A 17,698-nucleotide genomic window follows, 5' to 3' on the forward strand; every position below is an offset into this window, starting at 1 on the left:
CTCAGCGCGACAGCATCTCCAGGGCCGCCATCGCGGCGTTGTGGCCGCCGATCCCGCTGACGGCGCCGCCGCGCCGGGCGCTCGACCCGCACAGCAGAACACCCTCGACACCGCTCGAGACCCCCCACCGATCCGCGGGGGTCTCGAGCGGTTCGTCGTCCGCGGCCCACGGCCACGACAGGTCGCCGTGGAAGATGTCGCCGCCCAGCATCGCGAGATCCCGCTCGAGGTCGGCCGTCGTCCGCGCCTCCACGCACGGCGAGCCGTCCGGTGCGCGGTACAGCACGTCGGCGATCGGTTCGGCGAGCACCGCGTCGAGCGAACGCTGCGCGGCGGTCCACAGGGCGTCCCGGTCGACGGCGCCGTCCGCGACGAGCCGGTGCGGCACCTGCAGCCCGAACAGGGTCAAGGTCTGCGCCCCCGAGGCCCGCAGCTCCGGCCCGAGGATCGACGGGTCGGTCAGGGAGTGGCAGTAGATCTCGGCCGGCAGCGGATCCGGGATGCCGCCGCCCGCCGCCCGGTCGTAGGCGGCATCCAGCTGCGACAGCGCCTCGTTGATGTGGAACGTCCCCGCGAACGCGGCGCGGGGGTCCACCGCCGTGTCGCGCAGACGCGGGAGTCGCGAGAGGAGCATGTTGACCTTGATCTGCGCGCCCTCGGGCGTCGGGGCTCCCGTCCCCGCGGCGCCGCCCGCGCGGAGGAGGCGGTCGAGAACCGCCGCACCGACGCCGCTGAGCAGCACGCGGGCACCGAGCCGCTCGCCGTCGGCGAGGACGACCTCGCCGTCCGGTGAGGCCGCGACGACCTTTGCGCCGGTGCGGATTTCGGCGCCGGCAGCGCGTGCGGCCCGCTCGAGCTCGCCGCTGACCGCACCCATGCCGCCGACCGGGACGTCCCAGTCCCCGGTCCCGCCGCCGATGACGTGGTACAGGAAACACCGGTTCTGGCGCAGGGCGGTGTCGTCCGAGCGCGCGAACGTGCCGATCAGTCCGTCGGTGAAGGCGATACCGCGTGCGACGTCGGTCTGCAGGCCGTCGCGCAGGAACTCCGCGAGCGGACGGGCGGTCACGGCCTCCCACAGGGCGTCGTCGCCGACGGCCGCGCGGGCGTCGTGCTCCCGTGGCAGCGGCGCGGTCACGGTGGGGAACAGCGCCGCGCCGAGCGGGGCGATCCGTTCGTAGAACCGTGCGAACCGATGCGCCTCGTCGGCGTCGCCGGTGGCCCGGGCGAAGCTCACCGCCGTGGCCCCGGCATCCGCGTTGTCGATGAGGATGCCGCGGCTCGGGTCGTCCGGCAGGGGCGTGTACGACGAGTAGCGGCGGCGTTCCAGGCGGATGCGCAGCCCCAGGTCGTCGATGAGGGTGCGGGGGAGCAGGCTCACGAGGTACGAGTAGCGCGAGAGGCGCGCGTCGACACCCGCCCACGGCCGCTCCGAGACCGCGGCGCCGCCGACGTGGTCCTGTCGCTCCAGCACTGTGACGGTGCGTCCTGCCCGGGCGAGGTACGCGGCGGCGACGAGGGCGTTGTGGCCTCCGCCGATGATGACGACGTCGCGGCTGGCGCTCATGGTGCCCAACCTAGCGGCGTAGCGTGGAGGGATGGATGCCGCTGCGCTCGCCGACCTCGCCCTCGACATCGCCCGCGAAGCCGGTGCCCTCGCCTGGCAGCGCCGCGAGGAGGGTGTGGCCATCGCCGCGACGAAGTCCGCGATCGCCGACATCGTGACCGAGGCCGACCGCGAGGTCGAGGCGCTCATCCGGGCGCGGCTCGCCGCCGAGCGCCCGGACGACGGCTTCCTCGGCGAGGAGTCCGGCGCCGAGCGGGGCACCTCGGACATCACCTGGGTTGTCGACCCGATCGACGGCACGGTGAACTACGCCTACGGGATGCCGCACTACGCCGTCAGCATCGCCGCGGTCTCCGGTGAGCCGACACCGCCCACCTGGACAGCGCTCGCGGGCGTCGTCCACAACCCGGCGGTGGGGGAGACGTTCCACGCCGTCCGCGGCGGCGGCGCCTGGCGGGGCGAGCAGCGCCTCACGGTGTCGCAGGTCGGCGAAGCCGGCGGGCTGGTCGCGACCGGATTCGGGTACGACCCGAAGCACCATCAGGGCGACCTCGCCCGCGTCGCGGCGGTCATGCCGCTCGTGCGGGACCTCCGCCGTGCCGGCGCGGCCTCGCTCGACCTCGCGTACGTCGCGGCGGGGCGTCTGGACGGCTATTTCGAGCGCGGTCTGCACCCGTGGGACCACGCCGCGGGTGCGCTGCTGGTGACCGAGGCGGGCGGTCTCGTGACGGGTGCGCCGGACGGATTCCCCGGCCGCGAGATGACGGTCGCCGCCGGACCGGACCTCCTCCACAGGATCGTCGCCGCGATCGGGTTGTGAACGGACATGCCATTCTCAGCCCCGTCGTGTAGCGTGTTTATCTGATCGTTACCTTCGCTGCCCGAGCGGAGGATTCTGACCTTGCAGCCCGCGGCCCCCGCCGCTCTACCCGAGAGCCCGCACGTTTGACTTTCGAGACCTCCCCCACCGACGCGCCCGCAACGCGTCGCGACCGGCAGTCCCCTGTGTCCGGCGCCACGCCGCTGACCCGTGCGGAGCTTCGGCGCCGCGCCGCCGCCGCTCCGGCTGCGAGCGAGGCCGAGGTCGCTGCGGTGCAGGCTGTCGCGGCGATGGGCGAGGTCATCGCAATGGTCCAGGCGAGCGAGACCCCGGCGCTGCGCCGTCGTCGCGACCGTGCCGCCGCGTCGGCAGCGGTGTCGACCGATGCCGGATCGAGCGCCGAGTCCGCGTCCCCCTCGATCGTCGAGTCGGTCGTCGCTGAGACCCTCGCCGAGGCGCTCTCGGATACCTCCGCCGCCACCCTTCCTCTTCGTCGCCGTACGCGCACCCCGCGTACGGCGACAGTCGTTCCGCCCGCCCCCGAAGCTCCGCGGGTGCCCCAGTTCCTCGACGAGACGATCGTCCTGCCGTCGGCGTCCTCGACCCACACCTCGCCGCAGGATGCGGGACCCGCCGTCGACGAGTTCGAGTTGGCGGCGAAGGTGTTCTCCTTCACCGGTGAGACGCCCGTCCAGGTCGCCCGTGCCGCCGTCGACGCCGAAGAGCATGCGCGGCGCACGACCCGCGTCCGCATGGCCGAGCAGCCGCGCCGCCCGCGGCGTGGCCGCGTCCTGCTGAAGCGGGCCGCCGCGGCATCCTTCTCCCTCAGTGTGGTCGGCGTCGTCGGTCTTCTCGCGATCGGCACGACCACCCCCGTCACGGCGGTCGGCTCGTTCGGACAGGACGTCACCGGGGACATCTCGCTCGCCTCCGACGCGACCGACGCTGACGCCCCCGAGATCCAGGCGTACGTCGCCAATTCGGACGCCGGTGAGACGACGCTCGCCCGGTCGGGGGAGTACGACATCGAGTCCATGACCGACGTCGCCGCCCAGTCGGGTGTGACGCAGTTCGCCGGCACATGGGTCAACGACGAGACGGCCGCCGTGCAGTGGCCGTTCCCGGTGGGTGTGCCCATCTCGGCGCAGTTCGGATCCACGTCGTACCTGTCGAAGTTCTCGCGCGCGCACCACGGCACGGACTTCACGCCGGGCGCCGGCGCCGAAGTGCACGCCGTCGCCGCGGGCACCGTCCGCATCGCGACCGAGGCCGGCGGCGACTACGGCGTCACCGTCGTCATCGACCACATCATCGACGGCAAGCTCGTCTCGACCCGGTACGGCCACATGCAGTACGGGTCGCTGCGGGTCTCGCCCGGCGAGACGGTCGACGCCGGTGACGTCATCGGGCGGGTGGGGAGCACGGGCAAGTCGACGGGTGCCCACCTGCACCTCGAGGTGCTGCTCGGCGGCACCACCCGGATCGACCCCGTGCCGTGGCTCAAGGAGCACACGGAGGGCTGACCCGTGACATCGGGGATGCCGCGACTCTGGTATCCTCTTCTAGTTGCCCGCGTGCGGGCAGCACGCCCCGATAGCTCAGTGGCAGAGCACTTCCATGGTAAGGAAGGGGTCGTCAGTTCAATCCTGACTCGGGGCTCGCAGCATCTCTCGGATGCTCGTGGCGGGGTAGCTCAGTTGGTGAGAGCGCACGACTCATAATCGTGAGGTCGCGGGTTCAAGCCCCGCTCCCGCTACGCAAAACCCCCGGCTCCACCCGGGGGTTTTGTTGTTTCCGGGAGTCAGCCCGCGGCCATGAGCGCCCCCGCGAGCTCCTGCGCACGACCGAGACGGTGCGAATCCCCGTCGAGGCGCTGATGCGCGATCGCGCCCTCGACGAGCAGGAAGACGTGCTCGGCGACATCCGGTGCCGGTCGTCCGAGGTCGGCCGCGACGAGTTCGCGGAGGCGATCCGCCACACGCGCCTTGTGCGTTCGGATGACGCCCCAGCCGGGGTGTCCGGGCGGCAGCTCCGCGGCGGCGTTGAGGAACGCGCATCCCTGACCTGACGGATCCGCATCCTCGGCATACGCGTCGAACACGGTGAGGGTGCGCAGAGCGGATGCCACGGCGATGCGCTCCTCCCAGCGCTCCCACCACGCGGTGTCACGGCGCTGCAGGTACGCGACCACGAGCGCATCCTTCGACCCGAAGCGGTCGTACAGGGTGCGCTTGGTCACCCCCGAGGCCTCCGCGATCGTGTCGACGCCGACCGACGCGATGCCGCGCGCGTAGAACAGCCGGGTCGCGGCATCCAGGACCTTCGTCGCCCCCGGCGTGAGGGGAGCGGTTTCCGGCGTGCTGATCATGCACCTAGGCTACTTCACAGATCTGTGAAGTGAGGATGCCGGTGACCGACGACACTCTGACGGCGCGGCGCACGGTGGTCCTGTCCGCGGCAGGGATCACGCTGATCGCCGTCTGCTACGGGCTCGCCCGATTCGCGTACGGCCTGTTCGTGCCTGCCTTCCGCGTCGCCTTCGACCTCGACGGCGCCGTGATCGGCGCGATCGCCGCCACGAGCTACGCCGCGTACGCGGTCGGCATCCTCTACGCCACGGTGGCGACCCCTCGTCTGGGAGCGCGGTTCGTCGCGACCTCCGCGGGCGTGCTCGGTGCGATCGGATGCGGCCTCATCGCCGCCGCGCCGGACCCCGGCATCCTCGCCCTCGGGGTCGCGGTCGCCGGCTCCAGCACCGGCGTCGCCTCGCCACCCCTCGCGCACGTCGTCGCTCGCCGCGTCCGAGAGGCGCGTCGGGACCGCGTGCAGACCGTCGTCAACGCGGGCACCGGGCTCGGCGTGCTCGTGTCGGGACCGGTCGCGCTGTTCGCGGACGAGCAGTGGCGTCTCGCGTGGGCGGTGTTCGCCGGGATGTGCGCCGCCGCCGCGGTGTGGGCGGCGATGGTCGTGCCGTCCGAGCGCACCACCCGGCCGCGCACGCAGCGGCGACGTTCGAGGCTCGTCGCCGGCGCGACGTCGCTCGCGCTGGCCGCCGCCGTGTCGGGATCGGGGACGGGGCCCGTCTGGACGTTCGGGCAGGACCTGCTCCGCGACGTGGGCGGTCAGAGCGCGGGGTCGGCGGCAATCGTGTGGATCGTCCTCGGCGTCTGCGGGCTCGTCGGCGCGCTCGCGGGCGGCGTCATCGGCCGGGTCGGCATCGTCGCGACGTGGCGCGCGCTCGTGGCCGCGGCATCCGTCGCCACCGCCGTCCTCGCCCTCGCCCCGTCGTCGTTCGCGGCCGCGGCCCTCGCGAGCGGGGTCTTCGGCGCGGTCTACATCGCGGTGACGGGCGTGCTGCTCGTCTGGAGCACCCGCGTCTTCGTCGACAGCCCCGCGACCGGCGTCGGCGTCGCCTTCCTCGCGCTCGCGATCGGTCAGGCGCTCGGATCCCCGCTGATCGGGTGGATCGCGGACCTCACCGACCTGCGCGTCGCGATCGTCGTGGCGGCCGGCCTCAACCTGGTCGCGCTGCTGGTCACGCCGCCTCGCGAGTCCTGACCGGCCCTCGCCTCGAGGTCAGCGGAACGCCTCGACCTGTGTCTCGGCGTGCCGCGAGGACGACCCGCGCGCCCCTGTCCGCGAGAGCGAGGGCGGTTCCGCGGCCGACGCCGCTGGTCGCCCCGGTCACGACGACCGTGGCGTTCCGTAAACGTGCCCGCTGACTCATGCCCGCAGTGTGCGGGCGCTCGAATACAGGTCCGAGGGGGCTTGCGTGCGTCCCGAGTCAGCGCTATCGCGCGGAACGATGTGCGCGGATGCCGCCGGGTTCACGTACGTGTACGCAACAGATCCGGCCCGACACGCCGCACCGCCGGAGCGGGCGTCGGCGTGTCGCGCCGGATCTATTGCAACCGTGAACGGGTCAGAGGTCCTCGGGCGACAGGTCGCCTTCGCCCTCCTCGCCCAGCTCGACGACCACGGGGTCCTCGCCCTGCGATTCGGGCTGGATGTCGCTCGCGGCATACGTCTCTTCGGGATCCTCTGCCGGGGCATAGTCGAGGGGGCGCCCCTCGAACTCCGCGTCGGCCGCGGCGGTGTCGCCGACGGTCGTGTCGCCGAGCGGCGCATCGGCCGGGTCGAGGCGGATGCCGTCGTTGTCGCCGGTCTCGGGTGTGCTCATGTCGCGGTCCTTCCTCGCGTGCCCGGGCGGTCGCACCGGGGCATCCACTCTGCGCTTCCTCGCCATCGGTCCGCAGGGGCTGTCGCCCACCGGGCGCCTCGGCTACCCTGCCGCGATGACCACCCGGCTGCTCCTGATCTCCGACACGCACATCCCCGGCCGCTCGCGACGCCTGCCCGACGCGGTAGTGCGAGAAGCGGATGCCGCTGACCTCACCGTCCATGCCGGGGACTGGGTCGCGGCATCCGTCCTCCACGACCTGCGACAGCACGGCGAGGTCCTCGGGGTCTACGGCAACAACGACGGCGAGGACCTGCGGGCCGTTCTGCCGGAGGTCGCGCGCCGCGAGGTCGAGGGCGTGCGGATCGCGGTCGTGCACGAGACGGGGCAGAAGCAGCGTCGCGAGGAACGGATGGACGTCGCCTACCCGGATGCCGACCTCCTGATCTTCGGCCACAGTCACATCCCGTGGGACACGACGACGCCGCGCGGCATGCGGCTGCTCAACCCCGGCTCACCGACGGATCGCCGTCGGCAGCCGGACCACACGTTCGTGACGCTGGAGCTCGCGGACGGCGGCATCCGCTCTGTCCGACTCCACAGCATCTGACGAGGTGCCCTCTGCCGCCGGAGGAGTACTATCGCTGTCGGATTGCTAGAAAAGCGAGGTAAATCTCATGGCGAAGGACTCCCGGCGGTGGTTCGGTCTCGTCTTCATCAGCGTCGCGGTCTCGCTCATCATCGTCGACTCGACGATCGTGAACGTCGCGGTGCCCTCGATCGTCGAGGAGCTGAAGATCAGCTCGACCGAGGTGCAGTGGGTGCAGGAGGTCTACACCCTCGTCTTCGCCTCGCTGCTGCTGCTGTTCGGCGCCTTCGCGGACCGGTTCGGGCGACGGCGGATCATGCTGCTCGGCGTCGCGATCTTCGCCGCCTCGTCGGTGCTCGCGAGCTTCGCGCCGACCGGTGAGCTGCTGATCCTCGCCCGCTTCGTGCAGGGCATCGGCGGCGCCATGATCCTGCCGACCACCCTGTCGCTCATCAACTCGACCTTCCGCGGCCGCGAACGCGGCATCGCCTTCGCTGTCTGGGGCTCCACGATCGGCGGCATGGCCGCCGTCGGGCCGCTGCTCGGCGGATGGCTGACGACCGCGTTCTCGTGGCGGTGGGCGTTCGGCATCAACGTGCCGCTCGGGATCATCATCGTGATCGGCGTCCTGCTGACCGTCGCGGAATCCCGCGAGGCCCGCAAGCGGTCCATCGACGGTGTCGGAGCGCTCCTGTCGGTCATCCTCTTCGGCTCGCTCGTGTTCGGTCTCATCGAGGGCCGCACGTTCGGGTGGTGGACGGCCGAGGACGGGCTCACCATCGGCGGCTGGGAGTGGCCGTTGACGATCTCGCCGATCCCGTTCGCCTTCGCAGTGACCCTCGTCGCGCTCGTGCTCTTCGTCTGGTGGGGCCTGCGCCGTGCCCGCCGCGGACAGGACCCGCTGATCGACTTCTCGCTGCTGAGCATCTCGTCGTTCCGCAACGGCAACATTGCCGCCCTCGTCGTCTCGCTCGGCGAGTTCGGACTCATCCTCGCCCTGCCGCTGTGGCTGCAGTTCGTCCTCGGCTTCGACGCCCTGCAGGTGGGCTTCCTGCTGCTCGCCCTGGCGGGCGGCTCGTTTGTCGCGAGCGGTGCCGCGGGCGCGTTCAGCGGCAAGGTTCCGGCTGTCGTCGTGGTGCGCGTCGGCATCCTGGCCGAGATCGTCGGCATCGCGTGGGCCGGGTTCATCATCGGACCGGATGCCGCCTGGGGCTGGCTCATTCCGGCGCTCGCCGTGTACGGGTTCGGCGTCGGACTCGCGACCGCGCAGCTCACCGGCGTCATCCTGCAGGATGTCCCGGTCGAGAAGTCGGGTCAGGGGTCGGGCATGCAGTCCACCGCGCGCCAGGTCGGCTCGGCGCTAGGCGTCGCGATCCTCGGGACCGTGCTGTTCACGACCACCGGAGGTGTGCTCGCGACATCCCTCGACGACGCCGGGGTGCCCGCCGCGCAGGCCGACACCGTCGTCTCGGCCGTCGTCGACTCGGCCGGCGCCGCGATCGCCGGGTTCGAGGCGGACCCGTCGCGGGCGCAGATCGCGGATGCCGCGCGTACCGCGTTCTCGGACGGCACCCGCGCCTCGGCGCTGACCGCCGCGGGCTTCCTGGTGATCGGCCTCGGCGCGACCTTCGCCCTTGGCTCAGGGCGCCGGCGTGAGGAGTCTCAGGAGCCGCGGCTGGCGGAGCGCGTCCAGGGATCGTAGTCGACCTCGAGCGGCTCCTGCGGGGGCCGCTCGGGTTCGGGGACGTGCTGCAAGTTGACGCGGACGCGGTACCAGAGCGAGCTCGATCCGCGCATGCCGTCGACGAGCACGTCGGCGGGGGAGAGGTGCCGGACGACGTCGGGATGCCGCGCCTTCCACCGCTCGAGACCTTCGAGGGCCTCGTCCTTCGTCGCGGCGCGCGAGATCTCGATGAGCGGCATCGTCGACTGGCGGCGCCCGGTGCCGTCGCCGCCCCGGGGCGCCTTCTCCGCGGGTCCCAGGCGCTCGGCGAGGTCGAGCAGTCGGCCCAGCGAACCGGGTGCGTCGTCGATGCCCGCGTGCGCGTCGCCGCGCTCGGCGAACAGGGCGGGAACCGTGCGCATGGTGAACGCCTCGGGGCGGACCTCGCGCAGGTCGTCCCAGTCGACCGGCATCGACACGCGGGCGTCGGGGAGCGGGCGCACCGAGTAGGCCGAGGCGACCGTGCGGTCCTTCGCGTTCTGGTTGAAGTCGACGAACACGCTCTCGCCGCGTTCCTCCTTCCACCAGTGCGCCGTCGCGAGCCCCGGCGCGCGGTTCTCGACTTCGCGCGCGAACGCCTGCGCGGCCAGTCGCACCTGCGGGTAGTCGTGGGCACGGTCGGTGCGGACCAGGATGTGGATGCCGCGCGACCCCGACGTCTTCGGCCAGCCCACGAGCCCCACGTCGGCGAGCACGTCGCGCGCGACGAAGGCGACGTCGACGATCTGCGTCCAGTCCACGCCGGGCATCGGGTCGAGGTCGATCCGGAGCTCGTCCGGGTGGTCGAGGTCGTCGGCGCGGACCGGATGCGGGTTGAGGTCGAGGCATCCGAGCCCCACCGCCCAGACCAGGCCCGCGGCATCCCGGATCACTGCCTCTTCGGCGCTCGTCCCCGAGGCGTAGCGGAGCGTCGCGGTCGACACGAAGTCCGGCCGGTTCTCGGGCACGCGCTTCTGGAAGAACGCCTCCTGGCCGATGCCCTTCACGAAGCGCTTCAGCACCATCGGGCGATCGGCCACGCCGCGGAGGGCGCCGTCGGCGACGGCGAGGTAATAGTCGGCGAGGTCGCGCTTGGTGATGCCCGGCTCGGGGAACACCACCTTGTCGGGGCTCGAGAGCCGCACCTCGTGCCCGTCGACCTCGAGCGTGACCGCGTCGTCCTTCTTCGCCATGCGCCCGGTCTACCCCGCCCGGGCCGGCCCCGCCACGGGGTTGCGGCGCGGCTGTGTCTACGATCGAGAGGTCCCGTCCGGCATCCCTCCTGGAGGTCCCATGTCCACGCCCGTGTCCGGCACGGCCGCACTCGACCACGCCGCCGACCTGGCCGACTTCGTCGCTGCCTCGCCGTCGAGCTACCACGCCGCAGCCGAGGTCGCCCGTCGACTGCGCGAGGTCGGCTTCCGCGAGCTCGACGAGCGCGAGGCCTGGCCGGCGCAGCCCGGTGGCCGGTTCCTGGTGGTCCGCGACGGTGCGGTGCTCGCCTGGATCGTCCCGGAGAGAGCGGATGCCGCGACCGGCGTCCACGTCTTCGGGGCCCACAGCGACTCACCCGCCTTGAAGCTCAAGCCCCGCCCCACGACCGGGTCGCACGGATGGCTGCAGGCCGGCGTCGAGGTCTACGGCGGGCCGCTGCTGAACTCATGGCTCGACCGTGAGCTGCGCCTCGCGGGTCGCCTCGTGCTCGACGACGGCACGAGCGTCCTCGCCGCGACCGGACCGCTCCTGCGCCTGCCGCAGCTCGCGATCCACCTCGACCGCGAGGTCAACGACGGGCTGGCCCTCGACCGGCAGCGGCAGACCCAGCCGGTCTGGGGTCTGGGGGACGCCGACTCGGCGGATCTGCTCGGCGAGCTCGCGGCGCAGGCCGACGTCGACGCGACCCGCATCCGCGGATACGACGTGGTCACGGCGGATGCCGCACGCGGCGCGGTCTTCGGCAAGGACGATGCGTTCTTCGCCTCGGGGCGGCTCGACGACCTCGCATCGGTGCACGCCGGTGTCGTCGCGCTCGCGCGCGCGGCGGACGGGTTCGACGGGGAGCGCATCGCGATGCTCGCCGTCTTCGACCACGAGGAGGTCGGCTCCGCCACCCGCTCGGGTGCCGCCGGGCCCTTCCTCGCCGACGTGCTCGAGCGGATCCAGCTGAGCCTCGGCGCCGACCGCGAGCAGCAGCTGCGCGCCCTCGCGTCGTCGTGGTGCGTCTCGAGCGACGTCGGCCACGCCGTGCACCCCAACTACGCCGAGAAGCACGACCCCGTCGTCCAGCCGCGGCTCGGGTCCGGCCCGATCCTCAAGATCAACGCGAACCAGCGCTACGCGACCGACGGCGCCGGGGCCGCCGCGTGGCACGGCTGGTGCGAGGCCGCCGGTGTCGGCTCGCAGGAGTTCGTCTCGAACAACGCGGTGCCGTGCGGCTCGACCATCGGACCGATCACGGCGACGCGACTGGGCATCGCGACGGTCGACGTCGGCATCCCCATCCTGTCGATGCACTCGGCGCGGGAGCTCGCTGGCGTCACCGACCTGTACGACCTCGCCCGCGTCGCCGAGGCGGTCTTCACCTCCTGAAACGGCGAATGCCGCGGGTCCGCCGACGTGGTGTCGGGGACCCGCGGCATCCGGGGTCGTGCGGGGGTCAGTACCAGCCGTTGGACTGGGAGTGGCCCCACGCGCCGCAGGGGCTGCCGTAGCGGCCGTCGATGTAACCGAGGCCCCAGGCGATCTGCGTCGCGGGGTTCGTCTTCCAGTCGGAGCCGGCGCTGCCCATCTTGCTGCCGGGCAGGGCCTGCGGGATGCCGTAGGCGCCGCTCGAGGAGTTGTAGGCCTGGTAGTTCCAGCCCGACTCCTTGTTCCACAGCGAGACGAGGCACGAGAACTGGTCGTCGCCCCAGCCGTAGTTTCCGAGCATGCTGCGCGCGGTCGCCTGCGCGGCGCCGGCGGACGTGCCCGAGGCGGCGCGCTTGGTCGTACCGGCGGAGCTCGACGAGCCCGACGACGACGAGCTGGAGGAGGTGGACCGGGATGCCTCGGCCGCGGCAGCCTCTTCGGCGGCCTTCTTCTCGGCGGCGGCCTTCGCGGCAGCCTCGGCCTTGCGCTTCTCCTCGGCCAGGCGCTCCTTCTCCTTCTGGATGGCGGCGTCCAGGCGGCCCTGGAGCGCGCCCGTCTGCTCGTTCACCTCGGCCACGGCCTCTTCGACGGCGGCGGTGGCGTCGCGCGTGTCGAGCAGCAGCGGGAGGGCGGAGACGTTCTCGAGGTCCGAGACGGCCTGAGCGAGGTCATCGGTCTCGACCGTGGTGTCGTCCGTTCCGACGTCCAGCTTCGAGGAGGCGATGTCCGCCGTGACCTTCTTCGAGGCCGCGACCGCGTCGTCGGCGCGGTCGAGCGTCGACTGGATCTTCGAGGCGGGGACCGAGGTGGCGACGCCGGCGGTGATCGAGTCGGGCAGTGCCTTCGTGAACGAGGCCAGCGCGATCGCCGGAGTCGATTCGGCACGTGCCGTGGCCGGAGCGGGGGCCATGGCGGTGGCGCTCGCGGCGATGGCGAACGCAGTGGTCAACGTCGTGAGGACGAGGACCGGACGGCGCCGGAGTCGGCGTGCGTCGGTGCGGGTCGTGCGGATGGATCGGCGGGTGGGGGTGGATGGCGTGTCTGTAGGCATGCAGAAAGAAAGGTTCCGTGTAGCGAGAACACGCTCCGATGGAGCGCGCGTGTCCGTTCGGGCGGGCACGAGTCGCCCACTCTGTCCCACGTTCCTGGGCGTTACCCGAACGTTACCTGGGCAGTCACGCCATCGACGGTGCCCGAAAAAGGCCTGATCACGATCCCTGGGAAGTTGCTGACGCGGCCCCTCGGGTGTCGTCAGCGATATATCGTTGGCTATCGGTCACCATCTGAAGGAGACATCATGAACAGCTCATTCGGCTCGCAGGGCTTCGGTTCGGGCGGCTTCGGCGGCGGCGGTCGCGGCTTCGGATCGGGGTCCCAGGGCTTCGACCTCAGCGGCCTCGGCGCGAATCTCATGGAGGCGTTCGAACAGTTCCGCACCCAGTTCGACCAGCGTCCCGCGTCCCCCCGGATGAGCCGCGGCGACGTCCGCACCGCGGTGCTCGCCCTCCTCGCCGAGAAGCCGATGCACGGGTATCAGATCATCCAGGAGATCGACTCGCGGAGCGGCGGGTCGTGGAAGCCGAGCGCCGGCTCGGTCTACCCCACCCTTCAGCTCCTTGCCGACGAGGGCCTGATCGTCGCCGAGGAGGCGAACGGTCGCAAGACCTACTCGCTGACGGACGCCGGCCGTATGGTCGCCGAGGAGGCCGTGGGATCGGCCCCGTGGGAGACCGCCGCGCCGCAGAAGGAGCACCCGCACCGCGCGACCGCGCTGCCCAAGGCGGGCGTCGAGCTCGCCCAGGCCGCCGCGCAGGTGGCGCGCTCCGGCTCTCCCGAGCAGGTGGCACAGGCCGTCGAGATCCTCGACGAGGCCCGCCGCCGGCTTTACGCCCTGCTCGCGCAGGGCTGACCCGCGTGGCAGCACGTCGTCGGGAAGGCGACGACCTTCCCGACGACCGCGACGCACGGGCGCGCTACCGCCGCATCCTCCGTTTCGCCGCGAGGGCCCTCGTGGTCACGTGGTGGTTCGAGCTGTTCCTTCCCCGGATCGGTCTCGGCTGGCTCGGCGTGCGCGGCCGTTCGGCGCGCATGCAGCGCATCGCCCGGCGCTTCCACGCGCTCGCGATCGACCTCGGCGGTCTCATGATCAAGGTCGGGCAGTTCATGTCCTCGCGCCTCGACGTGCTGCCGCCCGAGATCACCAAGGAGCTCGAAGGTCTGCAGGACGAGGTCCCCGCCGTCCCGTTCCCGCTCATCCGCGCCGAGGCCGAAGGCGAGCTCGGGGTCACCCTCGACCGCGCGTTCGCCGCCATGGAGACCGTGCCGGTGGCCGCGGCATCCCTCGGCCAGGCTCACCGCGCACGCCTGTCGCCGGAGGACGCGGCCCTCACCGGGCTGGACTCCGTCGTCGTGAAGGTGCAGCGCCCGGGCATCCAGGACATCGTCGACACCGACCTCGCGGCACTCCGCCGGGTCGGCAGGTGGCTGAGTCACGTACGGATCGTGTCGGACCGCGTCGACGCGCCGCAGCTCGTCGAAGAGTTCGCCGAGACGAGTCTCGAGGAGATCGACTACCTGCACGAGGCCGCCAACGGCGAGCGGTTCGCGGCGGACTTCGCCGGCGACCCGCGCGTCGGCGTCCCCGCCGTCGTCTGGGAGCGCACCTCGCGGCGCACCCTGACCCTCGAGGACGTCACGGCCATCAAGATCACCGACCACGAGTCGCTCCGGGCCGCCGGCATCGATCCCGCCGAGGTGGCGCAGGTGTTCGCCTCCGTCATGTTCGACCAGGTGTTCACGCACGGGTTCTTCCACGCCGACCCGCATCCGGGCAACATCTTCGTCACGCCGATGCCGACGACGGATGCCGCGGCTCCCGCGACCCCGCCGTGGCGGCTCACGTTCATCGACTTCGGCATGATGGGCGAGGTCCCGCCGAGCCTGCGCGCCGGTCTCCGCCGCCTCATGATCGCCGTCGCCGCGCGCGACGGCGTGGCCCTCGTGCAGAGCATCCGCGATGTCGGCGTCCTGCTGCCGAGCGCCGACACGAGCGAGCTCGAGCGCGCCATGACCCAGCTGTTCGCGCGCTTCGGCGGGATGGGTTTCGCCGAGCTGCGCGAGGTCGACCCGCGGGAGTTCCGCGCGTTCGCGATCGAGTTCCAGGACGTCGTGCGGACGCTGCCGTTCCAGCTGCCGGAGAACTTCCTGCTCATCGTGCGCGCCATGTCGCTGACCTCGGGTGTGTGCAGCGCCCTCGACCCCGCGTTCAACCTGTGGGATGCCGTCGAGCCGTACGCGTCGCGCCTCGTCCGGGAGGAGGGGCGCAACGCCGTGACCGACGTGCTGCGGCGCGCGGTGACCTCGCTGACGACCGCTTCGCGCCTGCCGGGCCGCGTCGACGACCTGATCACCCGCGTCGAGGACCATCGCATCACCCTGCCCGACCCGGCGCTGGAGCGTCGCGTCGCGCGGCTCGAGCAGCTCGGCCGTCGCACCCTATCGGGCATGCTGTTCGCCGGCCTTCTCGTCGGGGGCGCGGTGATCCGCCCCGATGATCCGGTGCTCGGCGGTGTCCTCATGACGGGGTCGCTCCTGCCGCTCGCGCACGCGGTGCTCGCGGGGGTCTTCGGCCGCCGCTGGTGAGCGGGGCGCGGCGCCTAGGATGAGTCGGGCGCACCGGTCCGCTGGTGGCGGTGCGCGGAGGAGGCGGCATGGCCGGCAATCGCAGGACCTGGGTGCTCGTCGACGGGGAGAACATCGACGCCACCCTGGGCGGATCGATCCTCGGCCGGCGTCCGCAGCCCGATGAGCGGCCGCGGTGGGACCGCATCCTCTCGTTCGTCGCGGACAGCTGGAACCAGGACGCCCGCGGGCTCTTCTTCCTGAACGCGTCCATCAACCTGCCGATGTCGTTCGTGCAGGCGCTCCTCGCCCTCGGCTACCAGCCCGTGCCGCTGTCGGGAGACCCCGACGAGAAGGTCGTCGACCTCGCCATTCAGCGCACCCTCCGCGCCCTGCAGGACCACGGCGACGACGTCGTCCTCGTCAGTCACGACGGCGACTTCGTCGACGACCTCGGCGTCCTCGCCGACGGCTCGCGCCGCGTCGGCGTGCTCGCCTTCGAGGAGTTCCGCAACGCCGGCTTCGCCCAGATCCCCGGCATCCGCTTCTTCGACCTCGAGTACGACGCCGGAGCCTTCGACGCGCAGCTGCCGCGCGTGCGCATCATCCCCATCGCCGAGTTCGACCCGGAGCAGTTCCTGCGCTGAGCGCGCTCAGGCGAAGCGGACCCAGTTCGCGCCGCGGCCGGTCTCGTATCGGCCCTGCAGGTGCAGGTCCGCGCCGTCGACGCGGTAGAGCGAGACGGTCGTCGAGCGCTCGCCCGCCGCGACGAGCAGCGTGCGGTCGTCGCTGACGGCGAAGCCGCGCGGCTGCTCCTCGGTCACGACGAAGCCGGTCGGTTCGGAGAGGGAGCCGTCCGCCGCGATGCGCAGGGCCGCCAGCGTGCTCGCGGTCCGCTCCGAGGCCCACACGACGCCGTCGGTGAGGTGGATGTCGGCACCCCAGACGTAGCGGTTCTCGCGGGGGTCCTCGTCGATGACGCTGTGGCGGAGCTTCTCGGACGGGTCGTGCGCGGGCGTCGCCGACAGCAGCTCGAGCGTCCCCGCCGCCGCGTCGCGCCGGTAACGCAGGACCTCGCCGGTGAACTCCGTCAAGACGTACAGGGTCTGCTCGTCGTCGCCGAACGCGAGGTGACGCGGGCCGCTGCCGGTCGGAGCCGCGGCGACCGGCGGGTCGAGCGGGGTCAGCCCGAGGTCGTCGCCGAGCGAGAACTGCGCGAGGAGGTCGCTCTCGAGCGAGACGAAGTAGGCGTGGCGGCCGTCGGTGCTCGCGAGCACCGAGTGCAGTCGCGGGAAGCGGACCTCGGCGGCGGGCGGGCTGACCACCCCGTACGCGTCGACGGCGCAGACGATCCCGTACCCGCCGGAGTACGCCGCGCCCAGCAGCACCGCGCCGTCCCGCGTGAGCGAGAGGTAGTTCATCGCGCCACCGGGCAGCGGCACGCGGGTCAGCGGGGTGAGGTCGCCCGTCTCGCGGTCGAGGGAGAGGGTGAGGATGCCGGCATCCGTGTTCTCGTCGTCGGCCTTGACCGACGCGTAGACGAGGCCGCGCTCGGGGTCGACGGCGAAGTTCGAGCATCCGGTGGTGCCGGTCGTGACCGACAGCCGCTCGAGCCCGCCATCCGTCACACGGAACGTGCTGATCGAGGATTCACCGGCATTGGCCACGAGGACGAGCGAAGGGGACATCCTTCGATCGTAGGCCGAGGCTCCGCGCGGGCGTCCGCCGGGCCGGGAGTAGGGTCGAGGCATGCGTTTCGTGTCGGACCCCGCCTCGTGACCACGACACCCCCCGTCGCCCGCACCCCCCGCTACTACCTGGGCGCGCTGGGCATCGGCCTGCTCGCCGGGCTCATGTCGGGCATGTTCGGCGTGGGCGGCGGAACGGTCATCGTGCCCCTTCTGCTGACGCTGCTGGTCTTCGATCAGAAGCGCGCCGCCGGCACCTCGCTCGCCGCCATCGTGCCCACCGCCGCGGTCGGCGTCGTGTCGTATGCGGCCGTCGGGGCCGTCGCCTGGGTGCCTGCGCTGATCCTCGCCGCCGCCGCGGTCGTCGGCGCGCAGATCGGTACGTGGCTCCTCGCCCGCCTGCCCCAGAACGCGATCCGCTGGGGCTTCATCGCCTTCCTCGTCGTCGTCATCGTGATGCTCTTCATCGTCGTGCCGTCCCGCGAGGCCGAGTTGCCGCTGACGTGGCTCACGGGAACGGGCCTGGCCGTCCTCGGTGTCTTCACCGGCGTGATGGCGGGGCTGCTTGGGGTGGGCGGAGGCGTCATCGTCGTGCCCGCGCTCATGTTCCTCTTCGGCGCGAGCGACCTGGTGGCCAAGGGCACCTCGCTGCTCATGATGATCCCGACCGCGATCTCGGGCACGATCGGCAACCTCCGCCGCCACAACGTCGACCTCGTCGCCGCCGGCGTCATCGGCATCGCCGCGTGCACGACCACCGCCCTCGGCGCGTGGCTTGCGACCCTCGTCGACCCGTTCACGGCGAACGTCCTCTTCGCGGTCTACTTGACCTTCATCGCCGTGCAGCTGTCGATCAAGGCCGTGCGGGCCCACCGCGCCCGCTGAACCGGGCCGGCGCCGGAC

17 protein-coding genes and 2 tRNA genes are annotated in these 17,698 nt (G+C 72.0%); 12 read left to right on the plus strand and 7 right to left on the minus strand.

The window, feature by feature from the left end:
- Position 1: 1 nt before the first annotated feature.
- On the minus strand, positions 2 to 1,567 hold the full coding sequence (locus AYL44_RS08875) for a phytoene desaturase family protein (RefSeq protein ID WP_064002944.1): 1,566 nt from the start codon (positions 1,565 to 1,567) through the stop codon (positions 2 to 4).
- A gap of 31 nt (positions 1,568 to 1,598) precedes the next feature.
- On the opposite strand from AYL44_RS08875, the gene AYL44_RS08880 reads away from it, so the two are divergent.
- From AYL44_RS08880 to AYL44_RS08895, 4 genes are all read left to right on the plus strand, one after another.
- Positions 1,599 to 2,387 carry an inositol monophosphatase family protein gene (locus tag AYL44_RS08880; RefSeq protein ID WP_064002945.1) on the plus strand — a complete coding sequence of 263 codons (789 nt, stop codon included), beginning with the start codon at positions 1,599 to 1,601 and terminating at the stop codon, positions 2,385 to 2,387.
- A 185-nt stretch (positions 2,388 to 2,572) separates the two neighbouring features.
- Entirely contained in the window at positions 2,573 to 3,910 is a 1,338-nt protein-coding gene (locus AYL44_RS08885; protein WP_064002946.1) for a M23 family metallopeptidase, read from the plus strand.
- Positions 3,911 to 3,974: 64 nt separating this feature from the next.
- Positions 3,975 to 4,046, plus strand: a tRNA-Thr gene (locus AYL44_RS08890).
- Between the two features lie 23 nt (positions 4,047 to 4,069).
- Positions 4,070 to 4,143 (plus strand) — tRNA-Met (locus AYL44_RS08895).
- Positions 4,144 to 4,188: 45 nt separating this feature from the next.
- Here AYL44_RS08895 and AYL44_RS08900 read toward each other — a convergent pair.
- Positions 4,189 to 4,755 (minus strand): TetR/AcrR family transcriptional regulator, encoded by a 567-nt coding sequence (locus tag AYL44_RS08900; protein WP_064002947.1) that lies wholly within the window; start codon positions 4,753 to 4,755, stop codon positions 4,189 to 4,191.
- Positions 4,756 to 4,796: 41 nt separating this feature from the next.
- On the opposite strand from AYL44_RS08900, the gene AYL44_RS08905 reads away from it, so the two are divergent.
- On the plus strand, positions 4,797 to 5,945 hold the full coding sequence (locus tag AYL44_RS08905) for an MFS transporter (protein WP_231872764.1): 1,149 nt from the start codon (positions 4,797 to 4,799) through the stop codon (positions 5,943 to 5,945).
- Here the strand turns inward: AYL44_RS08905 and AYL44_RS14855 are convergent.
- Both AYL44_RS14855 and AYL44_RS08910 read right to left on the minus strand, forming a co-directional pair.
- Positions 5,923 to 6,114 carry an SDR family NAD(P)-dependent oxidoreductase gene (locus tag AYL44_RS14855; protein WP_082886168.1) on the minus strand — a complete coding sequence of 64 codons (192 nt, stop codon included), beginning with the start codon at positions 6,112 to 6,114 and terminating at the stop codon, positions 5,923 to 5,925. The two genes, AYL44_RS08905 and AYL44_RS14855, sit on opposite strands and share 23 nt — an antisense overlap.
- Positions 6,115 to 6,309: 195 nt before the next feature.
- Positions 6,310 to 6,567 carry a hypothetical protein gene (locus AYL44_RS08910; RefSeq protein WP_064002949.1) on the minus strand — a complete coding sequence of 86 codons (258 nt, stop codon included), beginning with the start codon at positions 6,565 to 6,567 and terminating at the stop codon, positions 6,310 to 6,312.
- A gap of 115 nt (positions 6,568 to 6,682) precedes the next feature.
- Between AYL44_RS08910 and AYL44_RS08915 the strand changes: the two genes are divergently transcribed.
- Both AYL44_RS08915 and AYL44_RS08920 read left to right on the plus strand, forming a co-directional pair.
- A complete protein-coding gene (locus tag AYL44_RS08915; RefSeq protein ID WP_197471641.1) occupies positions 6,683 to 7,177 on the plus strand; it encodes a metallophosphoesterase family protein in 495 nt (164 codons plus the stop codon).
- A 67-nt stretch (positions 7,178 to 7,244) separates the two neighbouring features.
- A complete protein-coding gene (locus tag AYL44_RS08920; protein ID WP_064002950.1) occupies positions 7,245 to 8,858 on the plus strand; it encodes a DHA2 family efflux MFS transporter permease subunit in 1,614 nt (537 codons plus the stop codon).
- Here AYL44_RS08920 and ligD read toward each other — a convergent pair.
- Positions 8,819 to 10,051, minus strand: coding sequence for a non-homologous end-joining DNA ligase (gene ligD, locus AYL44_RS08925; RefSeq protein ID WP_064002951.1), 1,233 nt, complete (start codon positions 10,049 to 10,051; stop codon positions 8,819 to 8,821). The two genes, AYL44_RS08920 and ligD, sit on opposite strands and share 40 nt — an antisense overlap.
- Before the next feature lie 100 nt (positions 10,052 to 10,151).
- Here ligD and AYL44_RS08930 point away from each other — a divergent pair, with 100 nt between their 5' ends.
- The gene (locus AYL44_RS08930; protein WP_064002952.1) at positions 10,152 to 11,447 is read left to right on the plus strand and encodes a M18 family aminopeptidase; all 1,296 of its coding nucleotides are present in this window, start codon (positions 10,152 to 10,154) and stop codon (positions 11,445 to 11,447) included.
- Positions 11,448 to 11,514: 67 nt separating this feature from the next.
- On the opposite strand, the gene AYL44_RS08935 is transcribed toward AYL44_RS08930, so the two are convergent.
- Positions 11,515 to 12,435, minus strand: a complete 921-nt coding sequence (locus AYL44_RS08935) for a hypothetical protein (protein ID WP_231872765.1) — start codon at positions 12,433 to 12,435, stop codon at positions 11,515 to 11,517.
- Positions 12,436 to 12,783: 348 nt separating this feature from the next.
- Here AYL44_RS08935 and AYL44_RS08940 point away from each other — a divergent pair, with 348 nt between their 5' ends.
- The 3 genes from AYL44_RS08940 to AYL44_RS08950 all read left to right on the plus strand — a co-directional run bounded on the left by AYL44_RS08940 (position 12,784) and on the right by AYL44_RS08950 (position 15,754).
- Positions 12,784 to 13,395: a PadR family transcriptional regulator gene (locus AYL44_RS08940; protein ID WP_064002954.1), complete on the plus strand. Its 612-nt coding sequence runs from the start codon at positions 12,784 to 12,786 to the stop codon at positions 13,393 to 13,395.
- A gap of 5 nt (positions 13,396 to 13,400) precedes the next feature.
- Positions 13,401 to 15,128 carry an ABC1 kinase family protein gene (locus tag AYL44_RS08945; RefSeq protein WP_064002955.1) on the plus strand — a complete coding sequence of 576 codons (1,728 nt, stop codon included), beginning with the start codon at positions 13,401 to 13,403 and terminating at the stop codon, positions 15,126 to 15,128.
- Between the two features lie 68 nt (positions 15,129 to 15,196).
- Entirely contained in the window at positions 15,197 to 15,754 is a 558-nt protein-coding gene (locus tag AYL44_RS08950) for an NYN domain-containing protein (protein WP_064002956.1), read from the plus strand.
- A 6-nt stretch (positions 15,755 to 15,760) separates the two neighbouring features.
- Here the strand turns inward: AYL44_RS08950 and AYL44_RS08955 are convergent, their stop codons facing one another.
- Positions 15,761 to 16,795 carry a lactonase family protein gene (locus AYL44_RS08955; protein WP_064002957.1) on the minus strand — a complete coding sequence of 345 codons (1,035 nt, stop codon included), beginning with the start codon at positions 16,793 to 16,795 and terminating at the stop codon, positions 15,761 to 15,763.
- Between the two features lie 87 nt (positions 16,796 to 16,882).
- On the opposite strand from AYL44_RS08955, the gene AYL44_RS08960 reads away from it, so the two are divergent.
- Positions 16,883 to 17,680: a sulfite exporter TauE/SafE family protein gene (locus AYL44_RS08960; protein ID WP_064002958.1), complete on the plus strand. Its 798-nt coding sequence runs from the start codon at positions 16,883 to 16,885 to the stop codon at positions 17,678 to 17,680.
- Positions 17,681 to 17,698 lie beyond the last annotated feature (18 nt).

Source organism: Microbacterium oleivorans (genome assembly GCF_001644225.1).
GTDB lineage: Bacteria > Actinomycetota > Actinomycetes > Actinomycetales > Microbacteriaceae > Microbacterium > Microbacterium gawkjiense.

Bases quoted from the DNA above. Each gene is read 5' to 3' on its own strand.
- AYL44_RS08875 (WP_064002944.1), bottom strand. From the start codon at position 1,567: ATGAGCGCCAGCCGCGACGTCGTCATCATCGGCGGAGGCCACAACGCC.
- AYL44_RS08880 (WP_064002945.1), top strand. From the start codon at position 1,599: ATGGATGCCGCTGCGCTCGCCGACCTCGCCCTCGACATCGCCCGCGAA.
- AYL44_RS08900 (WP_064002947.1), bottom strand. From the start codon at position 4,755: ATGATCAGCACGCCGGAAACCGCTCCCCTCACGCCGGGGGCGACGAAG.
- AYL44_RS14855 (WP_082886168.1), bottom strand. From the start codon at position 6,114: ATGAGTCAGCGGGCACGTTTACGGAACGCCACGGTCGTCGTGACCGGG.
- AYL44_RS08910 (WP_064002949.1), bottom strand. From the start codon at position 6,567: ATGAGCACACCCGAGACCGGCGACAACGACGGCATCCGCCTCGACCCG.
- AYL44_RS08915 (WP_197471641.1), top strand. From the start codon at position 6,683: ATGACCACCCGGCTGCTCCTGATCTCCGACACGCACATCCCCGGCCGC.
- AYL44_RS08920 (WP_064002950.1), top strand. From the start codon at position 7,245: ATGGCGAAGGACTCCCGGCGGTGGTTCGGTCTCGTCTTCATCAGCGTC.
- ligD (WP_064002951.1), bottom strand. From the start codon at position 10,051: ATGGCGAAGAAGGACGACGCGGTCACGCTCGAGGTCGACGGGCACGAG.
- AYL44_RS08930 (WP_064002952.1), top strand. From the start codon at position 10,152: ATGTCCACGCCCGTGTCCGGCACGGCCGCACTCGACCACGCCGCCGAC.
- AYL44_RS08940 (WP_064002954.1), top strand. From the start codon at position 12,784: ATGAACAGCTCATTCGGCTCGCAGGGCTTCGGTTCGGGCGGCTTCGGC.
- AYL44_RS08950 (WP_064002956.1), top strand. From the start codon at position 15,197: ATGGCCGGCAATCGCAGGACCTGGGTGCTCGTCGACGGGGAGAACATC.
- AYL44_RS08955 (WP_064002957.1), bottom strand. From the start codon at position 16,795: ATGTCCCCTTCGCTCGTCCTCGTGGCCAATGCCGGTGAATCCTCGATC.